Source organism: Pulveribacter sp., assembly GCF_032079985.1.
Lineage (GTDB): Bacteria > Pseudomonadota > Gammaproteobacteria > Burkholderiales > Burkholderiaceae_C > Melaminivora.
On record NZ_DAMATK010000004.1, the window covers coordinates 165,021 to 187,416 of the forward strand.

Sequence of the window (22,396 nt, forward strand, 5' to 3'; positions counted from 1 at the left end):
TTCTATGTGAAGGCCTCTTAAGCTGTGACCGACCTGACAACCTGGATGTGCGCCGTGTGCGGCTGGATCTACGACGAGGCCGCCGGTGCGCCCGACCATGGTCTGGCCCCCGGCACCCGCTGGCAGGACGTCCCTGCCGACTGGACCTGCCCCGAGTGCGGTGCCGGCAAGGATGCCTTCGAGATGGTCGAGATCTGAAATTCCGGCCTGCCGCCCCAGCTGTTTACCTCTCCCGCGAGGAGCATTGAATAAATTGGCTACGACGACAACCGCTCCCACGTTCAGAGTACTCGTGGTGGATGACAGCAACACCATCCGGCGCAGCGCCGAGATCTTCCTCAAGCAGGGTGGCCACGAGGTGCTGCTGGCCGATGACGGCTTCGACGCGCTCGCCAAGGTCAACGATTACCAGCCTCAGCTGATCTTCTGCGACATCCTGATGCCCAAGCTGGACGGCTACCAGACCTGCGCCATCATCAAGCGCAACCCGCGCTTCGCCGATACCCCGGTGGTCATGCTCTCGTCCAAGGACGGAGTGTTCGACAAGGCGCGCGGACGCATGGTGGGCTGCCAGGAATACTTGACGAAGCCCTTCACCAAAGACCAGTTGCTGCAAGTAGTGCAGCAATTTGCCAACGCTCAACAAGGAGTGCAGTAATGCCTATCCGCAAGGTTCTGGTCGTTGACGACTCGAAAACCGAACTCATGTTCCTCACCGACCTGCTGCAAAAGCAGGGCATGCAGGTGCGCACTGCCGAAAACGCCGACGACGCCCTGCGCCGCCTGGCCGAGGAAAAGCCCGATCTGATCCTGATGGACGTGGTCATGCCCGGCCAGAACGGCTTCCAGCTCACGCGCACCATTTCGCGCGATCCTCAGTTCGCCGACGTGCCCATCATCATGTGCACCAGCAAGAATCAGGAAACCGACCGCGTCTGGGGCATGCGCCAGGGCGCACGCGGCTACATCACCAAGCCGGTCGACCCTGCCGAGCTGCAGGCCAAGATCGACGCCCTCGGCTGATTCCGGGGACCGCACCCATGGCCAAACGTGAAGCGCTCAAGGAGCTCCAGACGCGCCTTGCCGTGCGCCTGCAGGCAGCAAGATCGGAAGGCGTTTCCGGCTCGTCCTGGCTGGCGGTGCAGTCCGGCGGGCGGCAACTGCTGCTGCCGCTGTCGCAGTCCGGAGAGATCTTTCCCTGGAGCGGCGTGCAATCCGTTCCGTATACGCAGCCCTGGTTCCTGGGCGTCGCCAACCTGCGCGGCGCGTTAGCGGGCGTGGTGGACCTGGCCGCTTTGCTGGGCACGCCCGCGGCGCGCAGCGAGCAGGCACTGGCCGAATCCAGCGTGCTGGCGCTCAACGCCGGCCTGGAGGTCAACGCCGCGTTGCTGGTGGACCGCTTGGCCGGCCTGCGCGGGCAGGACGCCTTCACGGCGTCCGAGCCGCGCGGGGAGGATGAGGCTCCTTACTTCGGCAGCATCTACATCGACGCGCAAGGCCTGCGCTGGCAGGAAATAGACCTGCAGGCCCTGGCGCAGCATCCCGCATTCCTGAGCATCAGCGCTTGAGCGCGTGTTTCCCTCCGTAAGGCAGAACCATGTCCGTCGTCAATCCCTTTGGAAAACTGTTCAATCGCAAGCCGGCCGCGCCGGAGGACGGCGTCACGGATCTGCCGGATGGCAGCCCGGATCCGCTGGCTGCAGGCCTGCTGCCCGAGACCTATGCGGCTGATGCCGTGAACAGCGTCCAGGGTGACCCGGGCATGCTGAGCCAGGACGTCGAGGGCGAGTTCGTCGATGAAGACCTGGTCAGTCTGCCGCTGCTGGGGCGTGCCGCGACGGCGGTACATCAGCGGCGCCTGCTGCTGCTGCTGGCCGTCGGCCTGGTGGTGCTGGCGCTGATCGCCGGCTGGGTGCTGCAGCAGGCCAACCGGTCGGCCGCGCAGCTGGCCGCCACCGGCCAATCGCTGATGCAGTCGCAACGCTTGGCCAAGTCGGTGACACAGGCCCTGGTGGGCAACCCGCAGGCCTTCCCCGATGTGGTGGACAGCTCGGGCGTGCTGGCGCGCAACGTGCGTGCCCTGGCCAACGGCGACGGCGACCTGGGCGTGCAGGCGCTCGGCGACCGTTACGGCAGCGAACTGCAGGCCATCATGCCGCTGGTGGACCGCGCCGAGCGCAATGCCGGCATCGTGCTGGGCCAGCAAAAGATCCTGACACAGGTCGGCGACGCCCTGCGCACCATCAATCGTCAGTCCTCCGACCTGCTGGAGATCGCCGAAACCGTGTCCTCGCTCAAGCTGCAGCAGGGCGCGCCGGCCACCGAGGTGTCCGCCGCCGGCCAACTGGTGATGCTGACGCAGCGGATCGGCAAGTCGGCCAACGAATTCCAGACGACCGAAGGCGTGAGCCCCGAGGCCGTGTTCCTGCTGGGCAAGGACTTGAACTCCTTCAAGGAAATTGCGCAAGGCCTGCTGGACGGTAGCGCCGACCTGCGCCTGGGCGCCACCCGCGACGGGCAGACGCGCGAGCAGCTTGATGCGCTGATCAAGCTGTACGAGCAGACCCGCACGCAGGCCGGTGCCATCCTGGGCAACCTGCAGGGTCTGGTGTCTGCGCGCGAAGCGCAGTCCACCATCATTGCCGACAGCGAGCCGCTGCGCCGCCAGCTCGAAGGGCTGCAGGAGCAGCTGTCCACGCAGTCTGGCATGAGCCTGGGCCAGCTGGCCGCGCTGGTGGCCGCCGGCCTGTTCGTGCTGCTGTGCGGCGTGGGCATTTCGCGCGTGCAGCTGCTGGACAGCCGCAACCGCCAGGCCTCGGCCGAATCGCAGCAGCGCGATGCCCGCCGCCAGGAGCAGGAGGCCAAGCGCGTGAACGACGCCAACCAGGCCGCCATCTTGCGCCTGATGAACGAACTGCAGGCAGTGGCCGAGGGTGACCTGACCCAGGAAGCCACCGTGACCGAGGACATCACCGGGGCCATCGCCGACTCGGTGAACTACACGGTGGAAGAGCTGCGCATGCTGGTGGGCAGCGTGCAGAACACGGCCACCCGCGTGGCCCAGACGACGGCACAGGTGGACAGCACATCCACGGAGCTGCTGGCCGCCTCCACGGAGCAGCTGCGCGAGATCCGCGAGACTGGCCGTTCGGTGCTGGACATGGCCGCGCGTATTAACGACGTGTCCTCGCAAGCGCAGGAATCGGCCTCGGTGGCACGCCAGTCGCTGCAGGCGGCAGAGCAGGGCCTGCAGGCCGTGCAGAACACCATCGGCGGCATGAATGCCATTCGCGACCAGATTCAAGACACCTCCAAGCGCATCAAGCGGCTGGGCGAGTCCTCGCAGGAAATTGGCGAAATCACCGAGCTGATCTCCGACATTACCGAGCAGACCAACGTGCTGGCCCTGAACGCCGCCATCCAGGCCGCCTCCGCTGGCGAAGCCGGCCGTGGCTTCTCGGTGGTGGCTGAAGAAGTGCAGCGGCTCGCCGAGCGCTCGGCAGACGCCACGCGCCAGATCGCGGCGCTGGTGAAAGCCATTCAGACCGACACCCAGGACGCGGTGGCCGCCATGGAGCGCTCCACCCAGGGTGTGGTCGAAGGGGCTCGCCTGTCCGACAGTGCCGGTACGACGCTGACCGAGATCGACCGCGTGTCGCGCCGCTTGGCCGAGCTGATCGAGCAGATTTCCTCTGCCGCTTCGCGCGAAGCGGAGTTGGCCAACACCGTGGCCGACAACATCCAGCACATCTTTGCCGTGACCGAGCAGACCGGCGAGGGTACGCGCATGACGGCCCAGCAAGTACGCGAGCTGTCGCAGATGGCCGAAGAACTGCGCCAGTCGGTGTCGCGATTCAAGATCGCCTGACCGGCTTCCACACCCTTCAACGAGCCGGCTGCGCGGCAGCCCAGGACGAACGCATGTCATCTACGGACGTCGCAAACGCAATGGGTCAGGACTGGACCCAGGGCGAGCAGGACCTTGGCCCCCTGGCCTGGGTCTTGGATGAACTCCGCAAATCACTGGAAGGGTCGGTCAAGGCCATGCGCCGCTTCGTGCGCGACGCCGAGGTGGCCCGGGAATCCGATCTGGCCTCGCTCGATGCGAGTGCCCTGCGCATCGCGCGCCAGCAGCTGCACCAGGCAGGGGGCGCGCTGGAAATGGTGGGCATGGGCCAGCCGGCGTTGATCGTGCGGGCCCTGGAAAATGCCGTCCAGCGGTTCGTGCAGCGTCCCGAGCTGTGCAGCGATGAGGCGGCCGCCGTCATCGAGCGCGCCAGTTTTGCTCTGATCGAATACCTGGAGCATGTGCTGGCGGGCAAGCAGGTCTCGCCGGTGGCGCTGTTTCCCCAATATCGCCAGGCGCAGACCCTGGCGGGGGCCGACCGTGTGCACCCGGCCGACCTGTGGCCCGTGGAGCGGCGCTTCCGCGAGCCCGAACTTCACCTCAGTGCCGAGCCGCAGGCCTATGACAGCACCGCCCGCGCCCATCTGGACAGCGCTGTGCTGCGCATCGTCAAGAGCGGCGACAGGCAGGCGGCGGCAGAGCTGCACGGCACCAGCCTGGGATTCGCCGCGGCGCAAACCGAGCGCCACGCGCGCTCCTTCTGGAAGATCTGCGCCGGCTTCTTCGAGGCGCTGGCCCAGGGCGTGCTGCAGGCGGATGTCTACGCCAAGCGCGTGGCCTCTCGCGTGCTGCTGCAGTACGCCTCGTTGGCCAAGGGCGACCCGGCGATCAACGACCGCCTGGTGCAGGACCTCCTGTTCTTCTGCGCCCAGGCAGTGCCCCCCGAGGGCAGGGCCATGCCGGCCCTGGCGGCCGTGCGGCAGGCCTTCGGCCTATCCCAGCACAAGGCCGTGGACTATGAGCAGGCCCGCTTCGGCCTGCACGACCCGGCCATCCTGGCCCAGGCCCGCAAGCGCATCGCCGCCGCCACCGAGACCTGGTCGGCGCTCGCGGGCGGCGACCGCAACAAGCTCAAGCCGGCCACTGACCAGTTCAGCCTGGTGTGCGATTCGCTGCGCAAGCTGCATCCCGACAGCGAAGGCCTGGCCCAGGCGCTGACCCGCGCCATGGATGCCACCACGCGGACGGGCGAGCCGCCCTCGGCCGCCCTGGCCATGGAAGTGGCCACGGCGGTGCTGTATCTGCAAGCCTCGTTCGAGGAACTGGACGCGGCACGCGAGCACATGGACCAGCGTGCCGATTGCCTGGCGCAGCGCCTGGACGGCGTGATCGGCGGAGGTGAGCCCCAGCCGCTGGAACCCTGGATGGAGGAGCTGTACCGCCGCGTCAGCGACCACCAGACCATGGGCAGCGTGGTGGACGAGTTGCGCGCCTCGCTGGCCGACGTGGAGAACTGTATGGACCAGTTCTTCCGCGATCCCACCCAGACGGCCGTCCTGGGCACGGTACCCGCCAAGCTCCAGCAGATGCGCGGCGTGCTGTCCGTGCTAGGCCTGGATCAGGCCTCGCTGGCGGTGGCCCGCATGCGCGACACCACCGAGCGCCTGATGACCGGCGCCGTAGCCGCAGAGGACCAGGCGCCGACCTTCGAGAAGCTGGGCAGCAGCCTGGGAGCCCTGGGTTTCCTGATCGACATGCTCAGCTACCAGCGGGCCATGGCACGCAAGCTGTTCGTGTATGACGAGGAACTGGGCGAGCTGCGCATCCTGATGGGGCGCGCCCGTCCTGCAGAGGCGCACGAGCCGGCGTCTGCCGAGCCGGTGCGAGACGAGGAGCCACCGCAGCTGCAGGCCGAGGCGCTGCCATTGCCGGAAGTCGTACGCGACCTGCCTGAGCAGGCCGAACAGGCGACGGAGCCGGCACAGCCGCTCGCTGCAGCGCCCGCGCCACCGCCACCGCCCGCCGCGGCTCCTATATCTACCGATGAGGACAGCGACGACGAACTGCTGGACATCTTCCTGGAGGAAGCCCGCGAGGTCGTGAACACGGGCTTTGCCGCCATTGACGCCTTGCACGCCGCCCCCGGCGAGCTGAGCGAGCAGACCACGTTGCGCCGAGCGTTCCACACGCTCAAGGGCAGCTCGCGCATGGTGGGACTGGCCGAATTCGGCGAGGCGGCCTGGGCCATGGAGCAGGCGCTCAACGCCTGGCTGGCCGAGCAAAAGCCCATGCAGCCACCACTCCTGCAGCTGTCCAGGCAGGCGCTCGAAGCTTTCGCACGTTGGGCGGCTGACATCGGCGCCGGCCGGGCTGATGACTGGCAAGCCCAGCCTTTCCGCGCAGCGGCCGACGCCATGCGCCTGGACGGTACGCTGGTGGCGCTGGCGCCTCTGCCGCCCGGAGGCACGGAGGAGCAGATCGCCGGGTCTGCCCCCCTGGTCGATGAGGCACCCCTTGCGGACCTTCCGGTCACGGACGTGCTGGAACTGCCTGCCGATGCGTTGGATTTCCAGGTGCCAAGCGTGGCCGAGGTTACGGCCGCATTGCCCGATGCAGCCCTGAGCGCCCCTGAAGAACTGCCGCTGCTCGACTTCGATCTGTCCGAGCCGGCGCCGCTGGATCCGCCGGCCGCCTTCGTGGAAGAGGAAGAGCCTGAGCCTCCGCTGGACTTCGCCGACACCTCCATCGACGACGGGCAGGACGATACCCACGCGCCGCCCGATGTGGCCGCAGCGGAGGAGATCGACTTCGCCTTCTTCGAGCAGGCCCTGGACTCGACGGAGGCTGCGCACGCCGCTCCGGCAGCGGAAGCATCTCCGTCTGCTGCAGCGCGTGAGGACACTTTCTTCCTGGGCGCGGCCGACCTGGATGCCGACCTGACGCTGGAGGCAGGCGATGAACCTCTGCCGGCAGAGGAGGCAGTCGAGGCGGCCGCCGAACCTGCCTTTGCCGCTGATGTGCCGCAAGAGCCGGTGCCGCAAGAGCCGGTGCCGCAGGACGAAGCGCAGGTACAGGCCGAAGAAGCTCAGCCATTGCCGCAGGAAGCTGAGGCGCAAGCGGCACCGGAGCCCGAGGCTGTCGGCAGCGACGACGCCGTCAAGGTCATTGAGCATCTGCGCATCGGCATTCCGCTCTACAACGTCTATCTCAACGAGGCGGACGAATGGTCGCGCCGGCTCGTCACCACCCTGCAGGAATGGTCGCTGGAGCTGCCCAATCCGCTGCCCGACATCGCCGTTGCCCTGGCGCATTCGTTGGCCGGCAGTTCTGCCACGGTGGGCTTCACGGCGCTGTCCGAGCTCGCCCGTACGCTGGAGCACGCGCTCACGCACCTGCAGCTGTTGCCGGAGGGCCTGCCTGAGCACGCCCAGGTGGCCAACGCGGCGGCGGAGGACATTCGCCGGCTGCTGCACCAGTTCGCTGCCGGCTTCCTCAAGGAACCCAACCCGCAGGTGCTCGCGCAGTTGGGCGAAATTCTGGATGCGGAAATCACCAGCACCCGCGCTCCGCTGCAGGCGGCGGACGACGAAATGGCCGGCTGGCAGGACGACCTGGCGGACGAGGCCTTCGTGCCGCCGCCCGCTGCGCCCCAACCGGCGTTGGAAGATGGCGCCGCAGGTGCGCGCTTGGCCGAGCGCGAACGCGAGATCGATGCCGCCATCGCCCACGCCGTGGCTGCGGCCGTGGATATCGACGACGACATCGACGCGCTGGACATCATCGACCCCGACCTCTTCCCCATCTTCGAGGAAGAGGCCGTGGAGCTGCTGCCGCGCATCGGCGGCGCGCTGCGCCAGTGGGCCGCCCGGCCGGACAACCTGAGCGCGCGCAGCGAACTGCTGCGTGCCCTGCACACCCTCAAAGGCAGCGCGCGGCTGGCAGGAGCCATGCGGCTGGGCGAAATGTCGCACCGGCTGGAGAGCGCCGTCGAGCAGATCGACCTGGAGGGCGTGCAGTCCGCGCATGTCGAGCCACTGCTGGCTCACCTGGATGCCCTGCAGGCCGACTTCGACGCCCTGCGCACCATTGGCGCCCAGCCCCTGACCGAAGCCGTGGCGGTGCCTCACGCTGAGGCATTGGCTGCTGCGCCCGAACAGGCAACCACCGACGTGCAGGCCACCCCGGCCCTGCGCCAGCCCCTGGCCCGGCCCATTGCGGCCGCCGCTCCGGTGCGTGTCGGCAGCGGCCAGACGATGCGGGTGCGTGCACAGTTGCTGGACCGTCTGGTCAACCAGGCTGGCGAGGTGATGATCGCCCGCTCGCGCCTGGAGGCGCACATGGGTCAGCTGCGCGGCTCGCTGGGCGATCTGACGGGCAACCTGGAGCGCCTGCGCCAGCAGCTGCGCGACATCGAGGTGCAGGCCGAGACGCAGATGCAGTCGCGCCTGGCCCTGTCCAAGGACATGGCCGCTGGCTTCGATCCGCTGGAGTTCGACCGCTTCACCCGCGTGCAGGAACTCACGCGCATGATGGCCGAGTCGGTCAACGACGTGGCTACCGTGCAGCGCAACATGCAACGCGCCATGGAAGGCGCCGAAGACGACCTGATCGCCCAGGGCCGCCAAGCCCGCGAGCTGCAGCGCGACCTGCTGCGCACCCGCATGGTGGAGTTCGACAGCATTTCCGAACGCCTGTACGCCGTGGTGCGCCAGGCGTCCAAGGAAACCGGCAAGCAGATCAAGCTGGACATCGCTGGCGGCTCCATCGAGATGGACCGCGGCGTGCTGGACCGCATGACTCCCGCGTTCGAGCACCTGCTGCGCAACTGCGTGGGCCACGGCATCGAGGATGCCCAGGCGCGCACCGCGGCCGGCAAGCCGGCGGCGGGCACCATCACCATCGGTCTGGGCCACGAGGGCAACGACGTGTCGGTGGCCTTCCACGACGACGGCGGCGGCCTGGACGTGGACCGCATTCGCGCCAAGGCCGTCTCCCAGGGCCTGATCCAGCCGGATGCGCAGATCACTTCGGCCGAGGCGGCCAACCTGATCTTCATGCCGGGCTTTTCCACGGCAGCCGAAGTCACCGGCCTGTCGGGCCGGGGCATTGGCATGGACGTGGTGCGCTCGGAGGTAAGCGCGCTGGGCGGACGCATCGAGACCGAGTCCGAGCGCGGGCGGGGCACCACCTTCCGCATGGTGCTGCCCCTGACCACCGCGGTGACGCAGGTGGTCATGCTGCGCACCGGCGATCTGACCTTCGGCGTTCCCGCCAACCTGGTGGAGATCGTGCGCCGCAGCAGCAGCGCGGAGGTCGATGCCGCCTACGCCAGCCAGTCCTTCGAGCACGGCGGCGAACAGCTGGCCTTCTACTGGGGCGGCGCGCTGCTGCAGTCCTCGCGGGGCAGCGCCGAAACCGGCGGCCGAAGCCGGCCGGTGGTCATCCTGCGCAGCGCGTCGCAGCGCATCGCCATGCACGTGGACGAAGTGCTGGGCAACCAGGAAGTGGTGGTGAAGAACCTGGGCCCGCAGCTGTCGCGTCTGCCGGGCCTGGCGGGCATGTCGGTGCTGGCCTCCGGCGCCGTCGTGCTCATCTACAACCCGGTGGCCCTGGCCACGGTGTACGGCGAGCAGCTGCGCGCGGTGGCCGAACAGGCGCCGCAACAGCAGGATGCCGGCACGGCGCTGCCCCTGTCGCCCGCGATCGCCGCGGCGCCCCAGGTGCCGCTGGTGCTGGTGGTGGACGACTCCATCACCGTGCGCCGCGTCACCCAGCGCCTGCTGGCCCGCGAAGGCTATCGCGTGAGCCTGGCAGCCGACGGCCTGCAGGCCCTGGAGCGGCTGCAGGAAGAGCGCCCCGCCGTGGTGCTGTCGGACATCGAGATGCCACGCATGGACGGCTTCGACCTGGCGCGCAACATCCGCGCCGACGCCGAGCTGCACGACCTGCCCATCATCATGATCACCTCGCGCATCGCGCAAAAGCACCGTGAGCACGCCATGGAACTGGGCGTGAACCACTACCTGGGCAAGCCGTACTCCGACGAGGAACTGATGAGCCTGGTGCAGCATTACGCCCGCCAGGCAACGCTGGCGCAGGCCGAGGAGGCCTGAAGGGCCGCCCTGGGCCGGCCCCGTCCCTGAACCACGGCCCGGCAGGCGCGTCCTGCCGGGCCGTTTTCACGTGCGGCATCCAGGGACATGGCGAGCGGCGGGCGGCAGGTCAAGGCCGTAAAATCGGTGCATGTCCGCCTCCAGCATGCCCACGATGAATCTGACCCACCACTTCCTCATCGCCATGCCGGGTCTGGAGGAAAGTGAGTCGTTCTTCTCGCGCAGCGTGGTCTATCTGTGCGAGCACAGCGAGCGCGGCGCGCTTGGGCTGGTGATCAACAAGCCCATGGGCATCAAGCTGGAAGGCCTGCTGGAGAAGGTGGACCTGACCTTGGGCCGCAAGGACCTGGCCGCATCCCCCGTCTTCCACGGCGGCCCGCTGCAGACCGAGCGCGGCTTCGTGCTGCACGACGTCATGCAGACCGAGCAGGCGGTGCAGGATGACGGCGACCAGTCGCCCTACGCTTCCACCCTGTCGATCGCCGGCGGCTATCTGCAGATGACTACCTCCAAGGACGTGCTCGAAGCCCTGTCCCACGGTGTGGGCCCGCGGCGCGTGCTGGTCACGCTGGGCTATGCCTCCTGGGGCGAAGGGCAGCTCGAATCCGAGCTGGCGGAAAACAGCTGGCTGACCGTGGAGGCCGACCCGCAGGTCATCTTCGACGCCCCCGTGCCGGAGCGCTACGACCGCGCTTTGGCCCTGCTGGGCCTGCAGTCCTGGATGCTCTCGCCCGAGGCGGGGCACGCATGAGCGGCCAGTCCGCCGCCGTCATCACCCCTGCCGCTGACGCGGTCCCCCCGCACTTCCAGAGCTTCCTGGCCCTCGACTTCGGTGCCAAGCGCACGGGCGTGGCCGTAGGCACGCGCATGCTGGGCACGGCCACGCCCCAGCCCACCATACGCGCCGAGGGGGCCGACGCCCGCTTCGCCCAGGTGGCCGAGCGCCTCCGCGAATGGCAGCCCGACGCGCTGGTGGTGGGTATTCCCGTCCACCCCGATGGCACTGCCCACGAGAACACCGCCCGTGCCCTGAAGTTCGCCCGCCAGCTGCGTGGCCGCTTCGGCCTGCCCGTGTACGGCGTGGACGAGCGCTACAGCACCACCGCCGCGCTGGAGGACGGTGCGCGCGACGCCGATGCCGGCGCGGCCTGCATCATCCTGGAACAGTTTCTGAGGAGCCTTTCCCAATGACCACCCCTGACGCCACCCGCCCCGGCCACCTGCTGCTGGACGCCGAGGCGCTGTACGCGGAGCTCGCGCGCGGCGTGCGTGCGCTGCTTGCCCCCGGAACGCGCCTGGCCGGCATCACCTCCGGGGGCGCCTGGCTGGCCGCGCGGCTGCAGCGCGACCTGGGCCTGGCGGAGGCGCCCGGCGTGCTGTCCTCGTCGCTGCACCGCGACGACTTCGCCCGCCGCGGCCTGGCCGCCAGCGCGCAGACCCAGCTGCCCTTCGACGTGAACGGCGCCGACATCCTGCTGCTGGATGACGTGCTCTACACCGGCCGCACCGTGCGCGCCGTGCTCAACGAGCTGTTCGACTATGGCCGCCCGGCCCGCGTGCGTCTGGCAGTGCTGGTGGACCGCGGCGGGCGCGAGCTGCCGATCGCCGCCGAGTTCGCCGCCGCCCGTGTGGCGCTGCCGGCCAGCCAGTCGCTGGCGCTGGCGCGCACCGAAGCGGGCGCCTTCCATTTCGACGTCAAAGAGGCCTGACGGTGCTGTACAAGCGCAACCCCCAACTCAACAAGAACGGCGAGCTGATCCACCTGCTGTCCATCGAAGGGCTGCCGCGCGACACGCTGACCCACATCCTGGACACGGCCGCCAACTTCGTCAGCGTCAACGACCGCGAGGTGAAGAAGGTGCCGCTCTTGCGCGGCAAGAGCGTGTTCAACCTGTTCTTCGAGAACAGCACGCGCACCCGCACCACCTTCGAGATCGCCGCCAAGCGCCTGTCGGCCGACGTGTTCAACCTGGACATCGCGCGCAGCTCCACCGCCAAGGGCGAGACGCTGCTGGACACCATCGACAACCTCTCGGCCATGGCGGCCGACCTGTTCGTGGTGCGCCACAGCGAGTCGGGCGCGCCCTACCTGATCGCCCAGCACGTGGCGCCGCACGTGCACGTGGTAAACGCCGGCGACGGCCGGCACTCGCACCCCACGCAGGGGCTGCTGGACATGTACACCATCCGGCACTACAAGCGCGATTTCTCCAACCTGACGGTGGCCATCGTCGGCGACGTGCTGCACTCGCGCGTGGCGCGCTCGGACATCCACGCCCTGACCACGCTGGGCGCGGCCGAGGTGCGCGTGGTCGGCCCGCGCACGCTGGTGCCCGGCGACCTGTCGCACATGGGCGTGCGCGTGTTCCACAGCCTGGAGGAGGGCATCAGGGGCTGCGACGTGGTCATCATGCTGCGGCTGCAAAACGAGCGCATGAGCGGCGCGCTGCTGCCCTCCAGCCAGGAATATTTCAAGAGCTTCGGCCTCACACCGGAGAAGCTGCGGCTGGCTAAGCCCGACGCCATCGTCATGCACCCCGGCCCCATCAACCGCGGCGTGGAGATCGACTCCGCCGTGGTGGACGGCCCGCAGGCGGTGATCCTGCCGCAGGTCACCTTCGGCATCGCGGTGCGCATGGCCGTCATGTCCATCGTGGCGGGGAACGAGGCTTGAACCCCCCTGAGCCGCAGGACGGGGAACACCCCCCTGAGTAACCGTCTTCAAAGTCAAGCCCTATGAAGCGAAGCATCCCAAGGCTTGCCCGTTCTGACCATGGCGTTGAGCATGGTCAGAAGCTTGCGCATGCATGCCACCAGGGCCACCTTGGGCAGCTTGTCGGCACCCTTGAGGCGTTCGTAGAAAGCCCGAATGGCAGGGTTGTAGCGCGCAGCAGTCAGCGTAGCCATGTACAGCACACGCCGTATCTCAAAGCGCCCGCCTTGCACCCTGCGGCGGCCTTTTCGGTTGCCCGAATCGTTGGACATGGGAGCTACGCCCACCAAAGCTGCGATCTCGCGGCGGTTAAGCCGGCCCAGTTCGGGCAATTGCGCAATCAGCGTGGCACTGGCCACCGGTCCAATCCCGCTGGCCGACTGCAGCAGCCGGTCGAGCTCGCCGAAGTGCTCGCCCACGTGGCCCACCATCTGCGCCTCCAAGTCATCGAGTTGCGCTTTGATTGCAGCGACGATGGCCTGGATGCTCGGGTGCAGCTTTCTTGGGGTGATCTGCAGGCGCTGGCGCTCACTGCCCAGCATGGCCAGCAACTGGCGCCGGCGCGTGACCAGAGCAGACAGCCACTGCTGGCATTCATCGGCCAGGGGGCGAACAAAGCGCGCCAGGTCCTCACGGCGCACGAGCACCGCCGCCATCTCGGCCAGCATGCGCGCATCCACCGCATCGGTCTTGGCCAGGCGCCCCATGCTCTTGGCAAAGTCCCGCGCCTGGCGCGGGTTGAGCACCGCCACGGGCAGGCCCGAGGCTTGCAGCGCACACGCCAGGGCTGCTTCATAGCCACCGGTGGCCTCCATCGCCACAAGCCCTACGCCCAAGGGCTGCAAGGCAGCGGCCAGCGCCGAGTGGCCATCGGCATCGTTGGCAAACCGCTGGACAGCGCCGTTGGCGTCCAGCACACAGACATCCACGTGGGCCTTGGCCACGTCGATGCCCACCGTCACTGACAAAGCAGACATGATCTTCAACTCCCATGCTTGTACATGCGCGCTCAGCGAAGGCGCGCGTAACCGTTCGGGATCAATGAAGACCAGCGCGGCACACGTGCGTTGTGTACTCAGGGACGGGCCTGAATACCCAAGTCGCTACCAAACTGCACGGGCCGGTCTGGCTGCCTCAAGGGCTGTCAGACTTTACCGCGGTGGTCAGGTAGAAGATACAAGGCGCTGCGCGCCTTCCCCCCTCTTTGTCCGCGCTGCGCGAGGGAGGGGGGACGCCGCTGGTGGACCGGCGCAGCCGGATCCACGGCGGCTGCTGGCTTGACGGGTGCGCGAACGAGCGGACCCGGAAAGCAAGGTTTGCTATATGTTTTATAGCTGCTCGCGCTTATCCAGAAAGCGTTAGCGGCCACTTTGGCTGATAAACCATGAAAATCCTGATCGAGAACGGCCGCGTCATCGACCCCGCCAGCGGGCTGGACAAGGTGTGCAGCGTGGCGCTGGCGGCCGGGCGCATCATCGCCGTGGACCGGCTGCCCGAGGGCTTCATGCCCGCGCGGCGCATCGACGCCAGCGGCTGCCTGGTCCTGCCCGGCCTGGTGGACCTGGCTGCGCGGCTGCGCGAACCCGGCTACGAGCACGAGGGCATGCTCGAATCCGAAATGGCCGCGGCCGTGGCCGGCGGCGTGACCAGCCTGGTCTGCCCGCCCGACACCGACCCGGTGCTGGACGAGCCCGGCCTGGTGCAGATGCTGAAGTTCCGCGCCGAGAAGCTGCATCAGGCGCGCCTGTTCCCGCTGGGGGCGCTCACGCGCGGCCTGGCCGGCGAGGTGCTGACCGAGATGGCCGAGCTGACCGAGGCCGGCTGCGTGGGCTTTTCCCAGGCCGAGGTGCAACTGCCCAGCACCCAGGTGCTGCAGCGCGCGCTGCAGTACGCCGCCACCTTCGGCTACACCGTCTGGCTGCGCCCGCAGGAACTGCACCTGGGCCGCGGCGTGGCCGCCAGCGGCCCGCTGGCCACGCGCATGGGCCTGTCGGGCGTGCCCGTGGCGGCCGAGACCATCGCGCTGCACACCATCTTCGAGCTGATGAAGAGCACCGGTGCGCGCGTGCACCTGTGCCGCCTGTCCAGCAGTGCCGGGGTGGAGCTGGTGCGCCAGGCCAAGGCGGCGGGCCTGGCCGTCAGCTGCGACGTGAGCATCAACTCGCTCATGTTCACCGACACCGACATCGGCTACTTCGACAGCCGCGCGCGCCTCACGCCCGTGCTGCGCCAGCAGCGCGACCGCGAGGCGCTGTCCGCCGGCTTGGCCGACGGCACCATCGACGCGCTGGTTTCCGACCACACGCCGGTGGACGATGACGCCAAGGCGCTGCCCTTTGCCGAGGCCGAGGCCGGCGCCACCGGGCTGGAGCTGCTGCTGTCCGTGGCCGTCAAGTGGTCGCAGGACGCCGGCGTGCCTTTGGCGCGCGCGCTGGCGGCCATCACCGCCGAGCCGGCACGGGTGCTGGGCGCGTCGCTGGGCACGCTGCAGGCCAGCGTGGGCCGCATCGCCGAGGGCGGCGTGGGCGACCTGTGCGTCGTCGACCCCGGCGCCCACTGGACGGTGCAGGCCGACGCCCTGGCCAGCCAGGGCCGGCACACGCCGTTCTCCGGCTACGAATTGCCGGCGCGCGTGCGCACCACCCTGGTGGGCGGACAGATCGCGTTCGAGCGCTGAGAAGGTGGGCCGTCTCGGCCTGCGCGCTGGGCGCACGCTGCGCGCGCTGTGGCGGCTGGCCCGCATCGCCGCCCACCTGCTGCAGGGCCTGGCCATTGTGGCGCTGCGCTTTCCCCGGCTGCAGGAGGACCAGCGCCAGGCCCGCGTGCAGGCCTGGTCGCTGGCGCTGCTGGGCCGTGCCGGCATCCGGCTGCAGGTGCGCGGCACGCCGCCCCTGGCCGGGCCGGTGCTGCTGGTGGCCAACCACTCGTCCTGGCTGGACATCCCCATGCTGCACGCGGCGCGCTACTGCCGCTTCGTCTCCAAGGACGACGTGCAGGACTGGCCGCTGGTGGGCACCCTGGCCACCGCCGCCGGCACGCTCTACCTGGCGCGCGAGTCGCGCCGCGGCATGCTGCGCACGCTGGAGCTGATGCGCGGCGCGCTGGAGCAAGGCCAGGTGCTGGCCGTCTTTCCCGAGGGCACGACGGGCGACGGGCGAGCGCTGCTGCCTTTCCACGCCAATTTGCTGCAGTCGGCCATCGCCAGCGGCGCGCCGGTGCAGCCCGTGGCCCTGGGCTTTGCCGACGCCGCCAGCGGCGCGCCCAGCTACGCGCCCTGCTGGCCGGGCGACGAGAGCCTGTTGCGCGCCGTCTGGCGCACCCTGGCCGCGCCAGCGCTGGTGGCGCAGGTGCACTTTGGCGAGCCCGAGCCGTCGGCCGGCCGTGACCGACGCGCCTGGGCGCGGTCGCTGCAGGCGGGCGTGGAGCGGTTGCGCCAGGGCTGACGCGTAGGCGCCACGAGCAGGCTGTAACTTTCTGTTTGCATGGGCGCAGGTGTCACTGTGCTGGGCTAAGGTTCGCGCCTCGCCAAGCGCGGCTTGGCGCTTGGCATCGGTAAACCGCAAACAAATGGACAAGGAGGGGACACCATGGGACTCGTAGAACGCGCAACCGCCATCTTGCTCAGGCCACGCGAGGCCTGGGCCGCCATCGACACCGAGCCGGCCACCACCGGTCAGCTGTTCACCGGCTACCTGATGATCCTGGCGGCCATCCCTGCCGTGTGCGGCTTTATCGGCTTGTCGCTGATCGGCGTGGGCGGCATGGGGTATCGCTTTCGCGTGCCATTCGCCTCGGGGTTGGCCAGCATGGTGCTGTCCTATGTGCTCAGCATCATCGGGGTGTACGTGCTGTCGCTGGTGATCAACGCACTGGCGCCCACGTTCGGCGGCACTCGCAACCCGCTGCAGGCGCTGAAGGTGGCGGTGTATGCCAGCACGGCCGCCATGCTGGGCGGTGTGTTCAGTCTGTTGCCACTGCTGGCCATCCTGGGCCTGGTGGCGGCGCTGTATTCGCTGTACCTGCTGTACCTGGGTCTGCCGGTGCTGATGCGCAGTCCTGCCGCCCGAGCGCTGCCTTACACGGCCGTGGTGGTGCTGGCAGCGCTGGCCATGGGCCTGGTGATGGGCGCCGTGGTGTCGCTGGTCACGCCCAGTGCGCCGGGGCTGATGGGCGGCTCGGGCGGGGCGCCCGCCGTGTCCATTGACACGCCGCAGGGCCGGGTGACGGTGGATACCGCCCGACTGGAAGAGATGGGCAGGAAAATGCAGGAGGCCGCGGACAAGGCCACCCAGGCGGCGCAATCAGGCGGCGCGCCCGGCGCGGGTGCCGCTGCCGCTGGTACTTCTTCGGCAGGCGTGGCGGCCCTCAAGGCGGCCCTGCCTGCCAGCGTGGCCGGACTGCCGCGCACCTCTTTCAACGTACACGACGGCGCGGCCCTGGGCCTGGCCATCAGCCAGGCCGAGGCCGAATACGGCAGCGGCGAGCGCACGGTCAACGTTTCCATCGTGGATGGCGGTCCCATGGGCCAGCTGGCGCAGATGGCCGGCCTGGTGCAGGGCGAGAGCGAGACGCAGGATTCGGTGGAGAAGACCTGGCAGGACAACGGCCGCACCATGCAGCAAAGCTACGCCAAGGACGGCAGCCACGCCGAGCTGCGCGCCATCCTGAAGAACGGCGTGCTGGTCAGCGTGGAGGGCACGAACGTGCCCTTCGATCAGGTGCAGGCCGCCATGGCACAGATCGACCTGGGCGCGCTGGAGCGCCTGCAGCGCCCGGCCGCCAAGCAGCCCTGATGGGGGTTCCCGCCCGCGCCCGGCTCAGGTCCGGGCGAAGGTGACCACGTGGTCCACCTGCGGGCGGATACCTATCCACTCGCCCACGGCGTGGTCATGGTGGCTGGGCACGTGGGCCATCACCGTCAGGCCGCCGGCCAGCTCCAGCGTGTACAGGAACTCCGCCCCGCGAAAGGACTTGCGCAGCACCCGCGCCTGCACCGGCGCGCCGTCCTCGTGCACCACATCGTCCGGGCGCAGCAGCACGTCGCACAGGCCCAGGTCGTAGGCCGAGGGCAGGGGGCAGCCGTCGATGTCGGTCAGGTCCCCCAGCGGCGTGCGCGCCACCACGTGACCGCCCTGGCTCACCAGTTCGGCCGGGGCGAACACACCGTGGCCGATGAAGCTGGCCACGAAGCGCGTGGCCGGACGGTGGTACAGGGCATAAGCGTCGTCCCACTGGTGCAGGTGGCCGCTCTCCAGCACACCGATGCGGTCGCCAATGGCAAAGGCTTCCATCTGGTCGTGCGTGACGAACAGCGCCGTGGCGCCGGCCGCCTTCAAGATGGCGCGCACCTCGTGCGCCAGGCGCTCGCGCAGGTCCACGTCCAGGTTAGAGAAGGGCTCGTCCAGCAGCATCAGGCGTGGACGCGGCGCCAGGGCGCGCGCCAGCGCCACGCGCTGCTGCTGCCCGCCCGACAACTCGTGCGGAAAACGGCCCTGGCTGCCCTCCAGGCCGACCAGCGCCAGCGCCTCGCGCACGCGCTGCTCCTGCTCGGGCCGGGGCAGGCCGTGCACGCCGAAGGCCACGTTGCGGCCCACGGACAGGTGCGGGAACAGGGCGTAGTCCTGGAACACCATGCCGATGCGCCGCTCCTCCGGCGGCAGGCTGCGCCCCGGCGCGCCCACCAGTTCGCCGCCCAGCCGGATGCTGCCGCCGGCCACCGGCTCCAGCCCGGCCACGGCGCGCAGCAGCGTGGTCTTGCCGCAGCCCGAGGGGCCGATCAGCACGCCGATCTCGCCGGCGGCCAGGCCCAGGGTCACATCGTGCACGGCGGCCTGCGCCCGCGCGCCGTAGCGCACGTCCAGTTGGGAAACTTCCAGGAACATGGGCCGGATTCTAGGCGCCTTGCCGCGTAGAATCGTTCCCATTTGCATTGCCCGGCCGCCGCGCCGGCGTGCCGTGCGGGCGCCGGGCGCCCGTCCTTTCTCCACCTCCCGCTTTTTCCTTTGCACCGCTCCCTCGCCGCGCCGCTGCGCACTGTCTTCCTGATGCTGCTGGCGTTGGCTCTGGTGCTGCCGGTGCTCACCGTGTTCTCGGCCTGGCTCCCCGGTACGACCGCAGGCCAGCAGGCCGGCGCCATCGTGCGTGAGATGGCCGCCACCGTGCTGCCCGAATACCTGTGGACCACCGTCTGGCTGGGCCTGGCCGTGGCCCTGGGCGCGGCCGTGGTGGGCACGGCTGGCGCGGCCGCCGTGACGCTGTTCGACTTTCCCGGCCGTCGCCTCATGGAGTGGCTGCTGCTGCTGCCCCTGGCCATGCCGGCCTACGTGACGGCCTACGCCTATACCGACTTCCTGCAGTTCAGCGGCCCGCTACAGGTCTGGCTGCGCGAGACCTTCGGCCTCGAAGGCCGGCTGCTGCCCGAGGTGCGCAGCCTGTGGGGGGCCGTGTGGGTGTTCATTTTCTCGCTCTACCCCTACGTGTATCTGCTGGCGCGCACGGCGTTGTCCGAGCGCGCGGCGCACCTGATGGAGGCGGCGCGCCTGCTGGGTGCTTCGCCCGGGCGGCGCATCATGCAGGTGGCGCTGCCGCTGGCGCGCCCGGCCGTGGCCGCCGGCGTGGCGCTGGTGCTGATGGAGACGCTGGCGGACTTCGGCGTGACCAGCTATTTCGGCATCCAGACCTTCACCGTGGGCATCTACAAGGCGTGGCTGGCCATGGACGACCGCCTGGCCGCCGCGCAGCTGGCAACCATCTTGCTGGTGCTGGTGGCGCTGCTTTTGCACCTGGAGCTGCGCGCCCAGCGGCGCATGCGCTTTGCCGCCGGCGGCGTGGGACGCGCGGGCTCGGCCGAGGCCCAGCCGCAGCCGCTGGCCGGCTGGGGCGTGGCGCTGGCCTGGGGCGTGTGCCTGGTGCCGGTGGTCATGGGCTTTTTTGCGCCGGTGCTGTTCATGCTGCGTCCGCTGGCGGCCGACTGGTCGGTGCTGCCCTGGGGCCGCTTCATCGAATGGGCCGGCAACAGCGTGCGCTTGGGGTCCATCACGGCGGCCCTGGCGGTGGCCATCTCCTTCGTACTGGCCTTCGCCGTGCGCCGAAGCCGCGACACCTTCACCCGCGCCGTGGTGCGGCTGGCCAGCCTGGGCTACGCCGTGCCCGGCGCCGTCATCGTCGTCGGCCTGCTGCTGCCCGTGGGCTGGGTGCAGGCGGCCTGGCCCGAGGCGCGCGTGCCTGCGCTGCTCACCGCCACGGCCGTGGGCATCGTCTGGGCCTACCTGGTGCGCTTTTGCGCCGTGGCGCTGCAGTCGGTGCAAAGCGGCTACGCGCGCATTCCCATGAGTCTGGACGACTCCTCGCGCATGCTGGGCGTGGGCGGCACGCGGCTGCTGGCGCGCGTGCACTGGCCGCTGCTCAAGCGCTCGGCCGCGGCGGCCGCGCTGCTGGTCTTCGTGGACGTGATGAAGGAGCTGCCCGCCACCATGGTGCTGCGCCCCTTCAACAGCGACACCCTGGCCGTAGTGGCCTACCAGCTGGCGCGCGACGAGCGCCTGGGCGAGGCGGCGCTGCCCTCGCTGGCGCTGGTGGCCGTGGGCCTGGTGCCGGTGATCCTGCTCAGCCGCACCCTGCGCGCCGCGCGGCGCTGAACCTACACTGGCCGGCATGACGAGCACGACGACCCCGGCCACCGCCCGGCCCGACATCACCATCTACCACAACGCCCGCTGCAGCAATTCGCGCGGCGCGCTGGCGCTGCTGCGCGAACGCGGCATCGAGCCGACTATCGTGGACTACCTCGCCCAGCCGCTGGACGCGGCGCAGCTGCGCGCCCTGGTGGCGCGCCTGGGCGTGCCGGTGCGCGAGCTGCTGCGCAGCAAGGAGGCCGCCTACGCCGACCTGGGCCTGCAGGATGCGGCGCGCAGCGACGAGGAGCTGATCGCCGCCGTGGCCGGCCACCCCGAGCTGCTGAACCGCCCCATCGTCGTCACCCCGCGCGGCGCGCTGCTGTGCCGCCCGCCCGAGCGGGTGCTGGAGATTTTGTAAGCAAAATCGGCCTCCAACCCTTTCTGGACAAGCGCTGGCAGCTATCAATTTTGAATAAACCTGGGTTTCGCCGCCACCTAAGATTGGCTTAAGCGCCGCCGCGCACACTGCCTTTCATCGTGATCACCACGCTTGAAAGGCAGGCCATGAACACCCTCACCTCCACCCCCCGCAGACTGATCCTGGCCCTGGTGGCCGCCGGCGCGCTGGGCGCCACGGGCGCCGGGCTGATCGGCAGCCACCCGGCGCGCGCCATGGCGGCGCCCCCGGCCATCGCCCCCGTGCCCGCCCTGCAGGCGGGCGGCGAGGCCCTGCCCAGCTTTGCCGCCATCACGGCCCAGAACGGCCCGGCCGTGGTCAACATCAGCGTCAGCGGCACGCGCCGCACGGCCCTGGCCGCGGGCGACGATGACGAGGACAGCGGCGTGCCCGACCCCATGCAGGAGTTCTTCCGCCGCTTCGGCATGTCGCCGCAGGGCCCGCGCATGCCGCAGAACGTGCCGGTGCGCGGCCAGGGCTCGGGCTTCATCGTCAGCCCTGACGGCGTGGTGCTGACCAACGCCCACGTGGTCAAGGGCGCCGACGAGGTCACCGTCAAGCTGACCGACCGGCGCGAGTTCCGCGCCAAGGTGCTGGGCGCCGACCCGCAGACCGACGTGGCCGTGCTCAAAATCGATGCGACCCATCTGCCCACCGTGCGCCTGGGCAGCACCAAGTCGCTGGCCGTGGGCGAATGGGTGCTGGCCATCGGCTCGCCCTTCGGCTTCGAGAACAGCGTGACGGCCGGCGTGGTCAGCGCCAAGGGCCGGGCCCTGCCCGACGACAGCGCCGTGCCCTTCATCCAGACCGACGTGGCGGTGAACCCGGGCAACTCCGGCGGCCCGCTGTTCAACGCGCGCGGCGAGGTGGTGGGCATCAACTCGCAGATCTACAGCCGCTCGGGCGGCTACCAGGGCGTGTCGTTCGCCATTCCCATCGAGGTGGCCGAGCGCGTGCAGCAGCAGATCCTGGCCACCGGCCAGGTCAGCCACGCGCGGCTGGGCGTGACGGTGCAGGAGGTCAACCAGACCCTGGCCGACTCCTTCGGTCTGGACAAGCCGCAGGGCGCCCTGGTGGCCGACGTGCAAAAGGGCGGCCCGGGCGACAAGGCGGGCCTGCAGTCGGGCGACGTGATCCGCAGCATCGACGGCCAGCCCATCGTGGGCTCGGGCGACCTGCCGGCCTACATCAGCCAGTCCCAGCCGGGGGCCCGGGTGCGGCTGGAGGTGTGGCGCAAGGGTGCGAGCGAGACGCTCACTGCCACGCTGGGCAACGCCGCCGACAAGAAGGCCGTCGCCGACGCCGGCGCCGGCCAGGGCGCCGCCCAGGGCCGCCTGGGCCTGGCGCTGCGCCCCCTGGAGCGCGACGAGCAGCGCCAGGCGGGCGTTGAAGGCGGCCTGCTGGTTGAGCAGGCCAGCGGCCCCGCCGCCCGCGCCGGCGTGCAGGACGGCGACGTGCTGCTGGCCATCAACGGCACGCCGGCGCGCGACGTGGCCCAGGTGCGCAGCGCCGTGGCCAAGGCCGGCAAGTCGGTGGCGCTGCTGGTGATGCGTGACGGCAACCGCATCTTCGTGCCTGTGCGCCTGGGCTGACAGGGCAGGGCGGGGCGTGCCGTTATCCTCGCCGGCATGCCCCCCCGAGCTGTGAGGA

At 69.7% G+C, this 22,396-nt stretch carries 18 protein-coding genes; 16 read left to right on the forward strand and 2 right to left on the reverse strand.

The window, feature by feature from the left end:
* Window positions 1-24: 24 nt before the first annotated feature.
* From RT282_RS13305 to RT282_RS13350, 10 genes are all read left to right on the forward strand, one after another.
* Entirely contained in the window at window positions 25-198 is a 174-nt protein-coding gene (locus RT282_RS13305; protein WP_312756703.1) for a rubredoxin, read from the forward strand.
* A gap of 55 nt (window positions 199-253) precedes the next feature.
* Complete coding sequence (locus RT282_RS13310; protein ID WP_106845550.1) at window positions 254-658, forward strand: PleD family two-component system response regulator; 405 nt, start codon at window positions 254-256, stop codon at window positions 656-658.
* Window positions 658-1,023, forward strand: a complete 366-nt coding sequence (locus RT282_RS13315; protein ID WP_312306267.1) for a response regulator — start codon at window positions 658-660, stop codon at window positions 1,021-1,023. Before RT282_RS13310 ends, RT282_RS13315 begins: the two co-directional genes overlap by 1 nt.
* Window positions 1,024-1,040: 17 nt before the next feature.
* On the forward strand, window positions 1,041-1,568 hold the full coding sequence (locus tag RT282_RS13320; protein WP_313314894.1) for a chemotaxis protein CheW: 528 nt from the start codon (window positions 1,041-1,043) through the stop codon (window positions 1,566-1,568).
* A gap of 29 nt (window positions 1,569-1,597) precedes the next feature.
* Window positions 1,598-3,868, forward strand: a complete 2,271-nt coding sequence (locus tag RT282_RS13325; RefSeq protein ID WP_313314895.1) for a methyl-accepting chemotaxis protein — start codon at window positions 1,598-1,600, stop codon at window positions 3,866-3,868.
* A 53-nt stretch (window positions 3,869-3,921) separates the two neighbouring features.
* Window positions 3,922-9,960 carry an Hpt domain-containing protein gene (locus RT282_RS13330; RefSeq protein ID WP_313314897.1) on the forward strand — a complete coding sequence of 2,013 codons (6,039 nt, stop codon included), beginning with the start codon at window positions 3,922-3,924 and terminating at the stop codon, window positions 9,958-9,960.
* A gap of 130 nt (window positions 9,961-10,090) precedes the next feature.
* Window positions 10,091-10,711, forward strand: coding sequence for a YqgE/AlgH family protein (locus RT282_RS13335; protein WP_313314899.1), 621 nt, complete (start codon window positions 10,091-10,093; stop codon window positions 10,709-10,711).
* Window positions 10,708-11,151 carry a Holliday junction resolvase RuvX gene (gene ruvX / locus RT282_RS13340; protein ID WP_312306256.1) on the forward strand — a complete coding sequence of 148 codons (444 nt, stop codon included), beginning with the start codon at window positions 10,708-10,710 and terminating at the stop codon, window positions 11,149-11,151. Before RT282_RS13335 ends, ruvX begins: the two co-directional genes overlap by 4 nt.
* Window positions 11,148-11,669 (forward strand): bifunctional pyr operon transcriptional regulator/uracil phosphoribosyltransferase PyrR, encoded by a 522-nt coding sequence (pyrR, locus tag RT282_RS13345; protein WP_312306254.1) that lies wholly within the window; start codon window positions 11,148-11,150, stop codon window positions 11,667-11,669. The genes ruvX and pyrR overlap by 4 nt, the downstream gene beginning before the upstream one ends.
* Before the next feature lie 2 nt (window positions 11,670-11,671).
* The gene (locus tag RT282_RS13350; protein ID WP_409519488.1) at window positions 11,672-12,634 is read left to right on the forward strand and encodes an aspartate carbamoyltransferase catalytic subunit; all 963 of its coding nucleotides are present in this window, start codon (window positions 11,672-11,674) and stop codon (window positions 12,632-12,634) included.
* A 53-nt stretch (window positions 12,635-12,687) separates the two neighbouring features.
* Here the strand turns inward: RT282_RS13350 and RT282_RS13355 are convergent, their stop codons facing one another.
* On the reverse strand, window positions 12,688-13,650 hold the full coding sequence (locus RT282_RS13355; RefSeq protein ID WP_313314902.1) for an IS110 family transposase: 963 nt from the start codon (window positions 13,648-13,650) through the stop codon (window positions 12,688-12,690).
* A gap of 407 nt (window positions 13,651-14,057) precedes the next feature.
* Here RT282_RS13355 and RT282_RS13360 point away from each other — a divergent pair, with 407 nt between their 5' ends.
* From RT282_RS13360 to RT282_RS13370, 3 genes are all read left to right on the forward strand, one after another.
* On the forward strand, window positions 14,058-15,350 hold the full coding sequence (locus RT282_RS13360; protein WP_313314904.1) for a dihydroorotase: 1,293 nt from the start codon (window positions 14,058-14,060) through the stop codon (window positions 15,348-15,350).
* Window positions 15,351-15,354: 4 nt separating this feature from the next.
* Window positions 15,355-16,116 carry a lysophospholipid acyltransferase family protein gene (locus RT282_RS13365; RefSeq protein WP_313314906.1) on the forward strand — a complete coding sequence of 254 codons (762 nt, stop codon included), beginning with the start codon at window positions 15,355-15,357 and terminating at the stop codon, window positions 16,114-16,116.
* 144 nt (window positions 16,117-16,260) lie between these two features.
* Complete coding sequence (locus RT282_RS13370; RefSeq protein ID WP_312756712.1) at window positions 16,261-17,466, forward strand: Yip1 family protein; 1,206 nt, start codon at window positions 16,261-16,263, stop codon at window positions 17,464-17,466.
* Between the two features lie 24 nt (window positions 17,467-17,490).
* On the opposite strand, the gene RT282_RS13375 is transcribed toward RT282_RS13370, so the two are convergent.
* Entirely contained in the window at window positions 17,491-18,555 is a 1,065-nt protein-coding gene (locus RT282_RS13375; protein WP_312303896.1) for an ABC transporter ATP-binding protein, read from the reverse strand.
* Between the two features lie 162 nt (window positions 18,556-18,717).
* Here RT282_RS13375 and RT282_RS13380 point away from each other — a divergent pair, with 162 nt between their 5' ends.
* The 3 genes from RT282_RS13380 to RT282_RS13390 all read left to right on the forward strand — a co-directional run bounded on the left by RT282_RS13380 (window position 18,718) and on the right by RT282_RS13390 (window position 22,338).
* Window positions 18,718-20,310 (forward strand): iron ABC transporter permease, encoded by a 1,593-nt coding sequence (locus RT282_RS13380; protein ID WP_313081829.1) that lies wholly within the window; start codon window positions 18,718-18,720, stop codon window positions 20,308-20,310.
* A gap of 16 nt (window positions 20,311-20,326) precedes the next feature.
* On the forward strand, window positions 20,327-20,707 hold the full coding sequence (gene arsC, locus RT282_RS13385; RefSeq protein WP_312303893.1) for an arsenate reductase (glutaredoxin): 381 nt from the start codon (window positions 20,327-20,329) through the stop codon (window positions 20,705-20,707).
* Window positions 20,708-20,853: 146 nt separating this feature from the next.
* Window positions 20,854-22,338, forward strand: a complete 1,485-nt coding sequence (locus RT282_RS13390; RefSeq protein WP_313314911.1) for a DegQ family serine endoprotease — start codon at window positions 20,854-20,856, stop codon at window positions 22,336-22,338.
* The last annotated feature ends 58 nt before the right edge of the window (window positions 22,339-22,396 follow it).

Excerpts from the sequence above, each read along its gene's own strand:
- RT282_RS13380 (WP_313081829.1), top strand. The coding sequence starts at position 18,718 with ATGCTGCTGGCGTTGGCTCTGGTGCTGCCGGTGCTCACCGTGTTCTCG.
- arsC (WP_312303893.1), top strand. The coding sequence starts at position 20,327 with ATGACGAGCACGACGACCCCGGCCACCGCCCGGCCCGACATCACCATC.
- RT282_RS13325 (WP_313314895.1), top strand. The coding sequence starts at position 1,598 with ATGTCCGTCGTCAATCCCTTTGGAAAACTGTTCAATCGCAAGCCGGCC.
- RT282_RS13335 (WP_313314899.1), top strand. The coding sequence starts at position 10,091 with ATGTCCGCCTCCAGCATGCCCACGATGAATCTGACCCACCACTTCCTC.
- RT282_RS13320 (WP_313314894.1), top strand. The coding sequence starts at position 1,041 with ATGGCCAAACGTGAAGCGCTCAAGGAGCTCCAGACGCGCCTTGCCGTG.
- RT282_RS13370 (WP_312756712.1), top strand. The coding sequence starts at position 16,261 with ATGGGACTCGTAGAACGCGCAACCGCCATCTTGCTCAGGCCACGCGAG.
- RT282_RS13375 (WP_312303896.1), bottom strand. The coding sequence starts at position 18,555 with ATGTTCCTGGAAGTTTCCCAACTGGACGTGCGCTACGGCGCGCGGGCG.
- RT282_RS13315 (WP_312306267.1), top strand. The coding sequence starts at position 658 with ATGCCTATCCGCAAGGTTCTGGTCGTTGACGACTCGAAAACCGAACTC.
- RT282_RS13390 (WP_313314911.1), top strand. The coding sequence starts at position 20,854 with ATGAACACCCTCACCTCCACCCCCCGCAGACTGATCCTGGCCCTGGTG.
- RT282_RS13360 (WP_313314904.1), top strand. The coding sequence starts at position 14,058 with ATGAAAATCCTGATCGAGAACGGCCGCGTCATCGACCCCGCCAGCGGG.
- RT282_RS13355 (WP_313314902.1), bottom strand. The coding sequence starts at position 13,650 with ATGTCTGCTTTGTCAGTGACGGTGGGCATCGACGTGGCCAAGGCCCAC.
- ruvX (WP_312306256.1), top strand. The coding sequence starts at position 10,708 with ATGAGCGGCCAGTCCGCCGCCGTCATCACCCCTGCCGCTGACGCGGTC.
- pyrR (WP_312306254.1), top strand. The coding sequence starts at position 11,148 with ATGACCACCCCTGACGCCACCCGCCCCGGCCACCTGCTGCTGGACGCC.
- RT282_RS13330 (WP_313314897.1), top strand. The coding sequence starts at position 3,922 with ATGTCATCTACGGACGTCGCAAACGCAATGGGTCAGGACTGGACCCAG.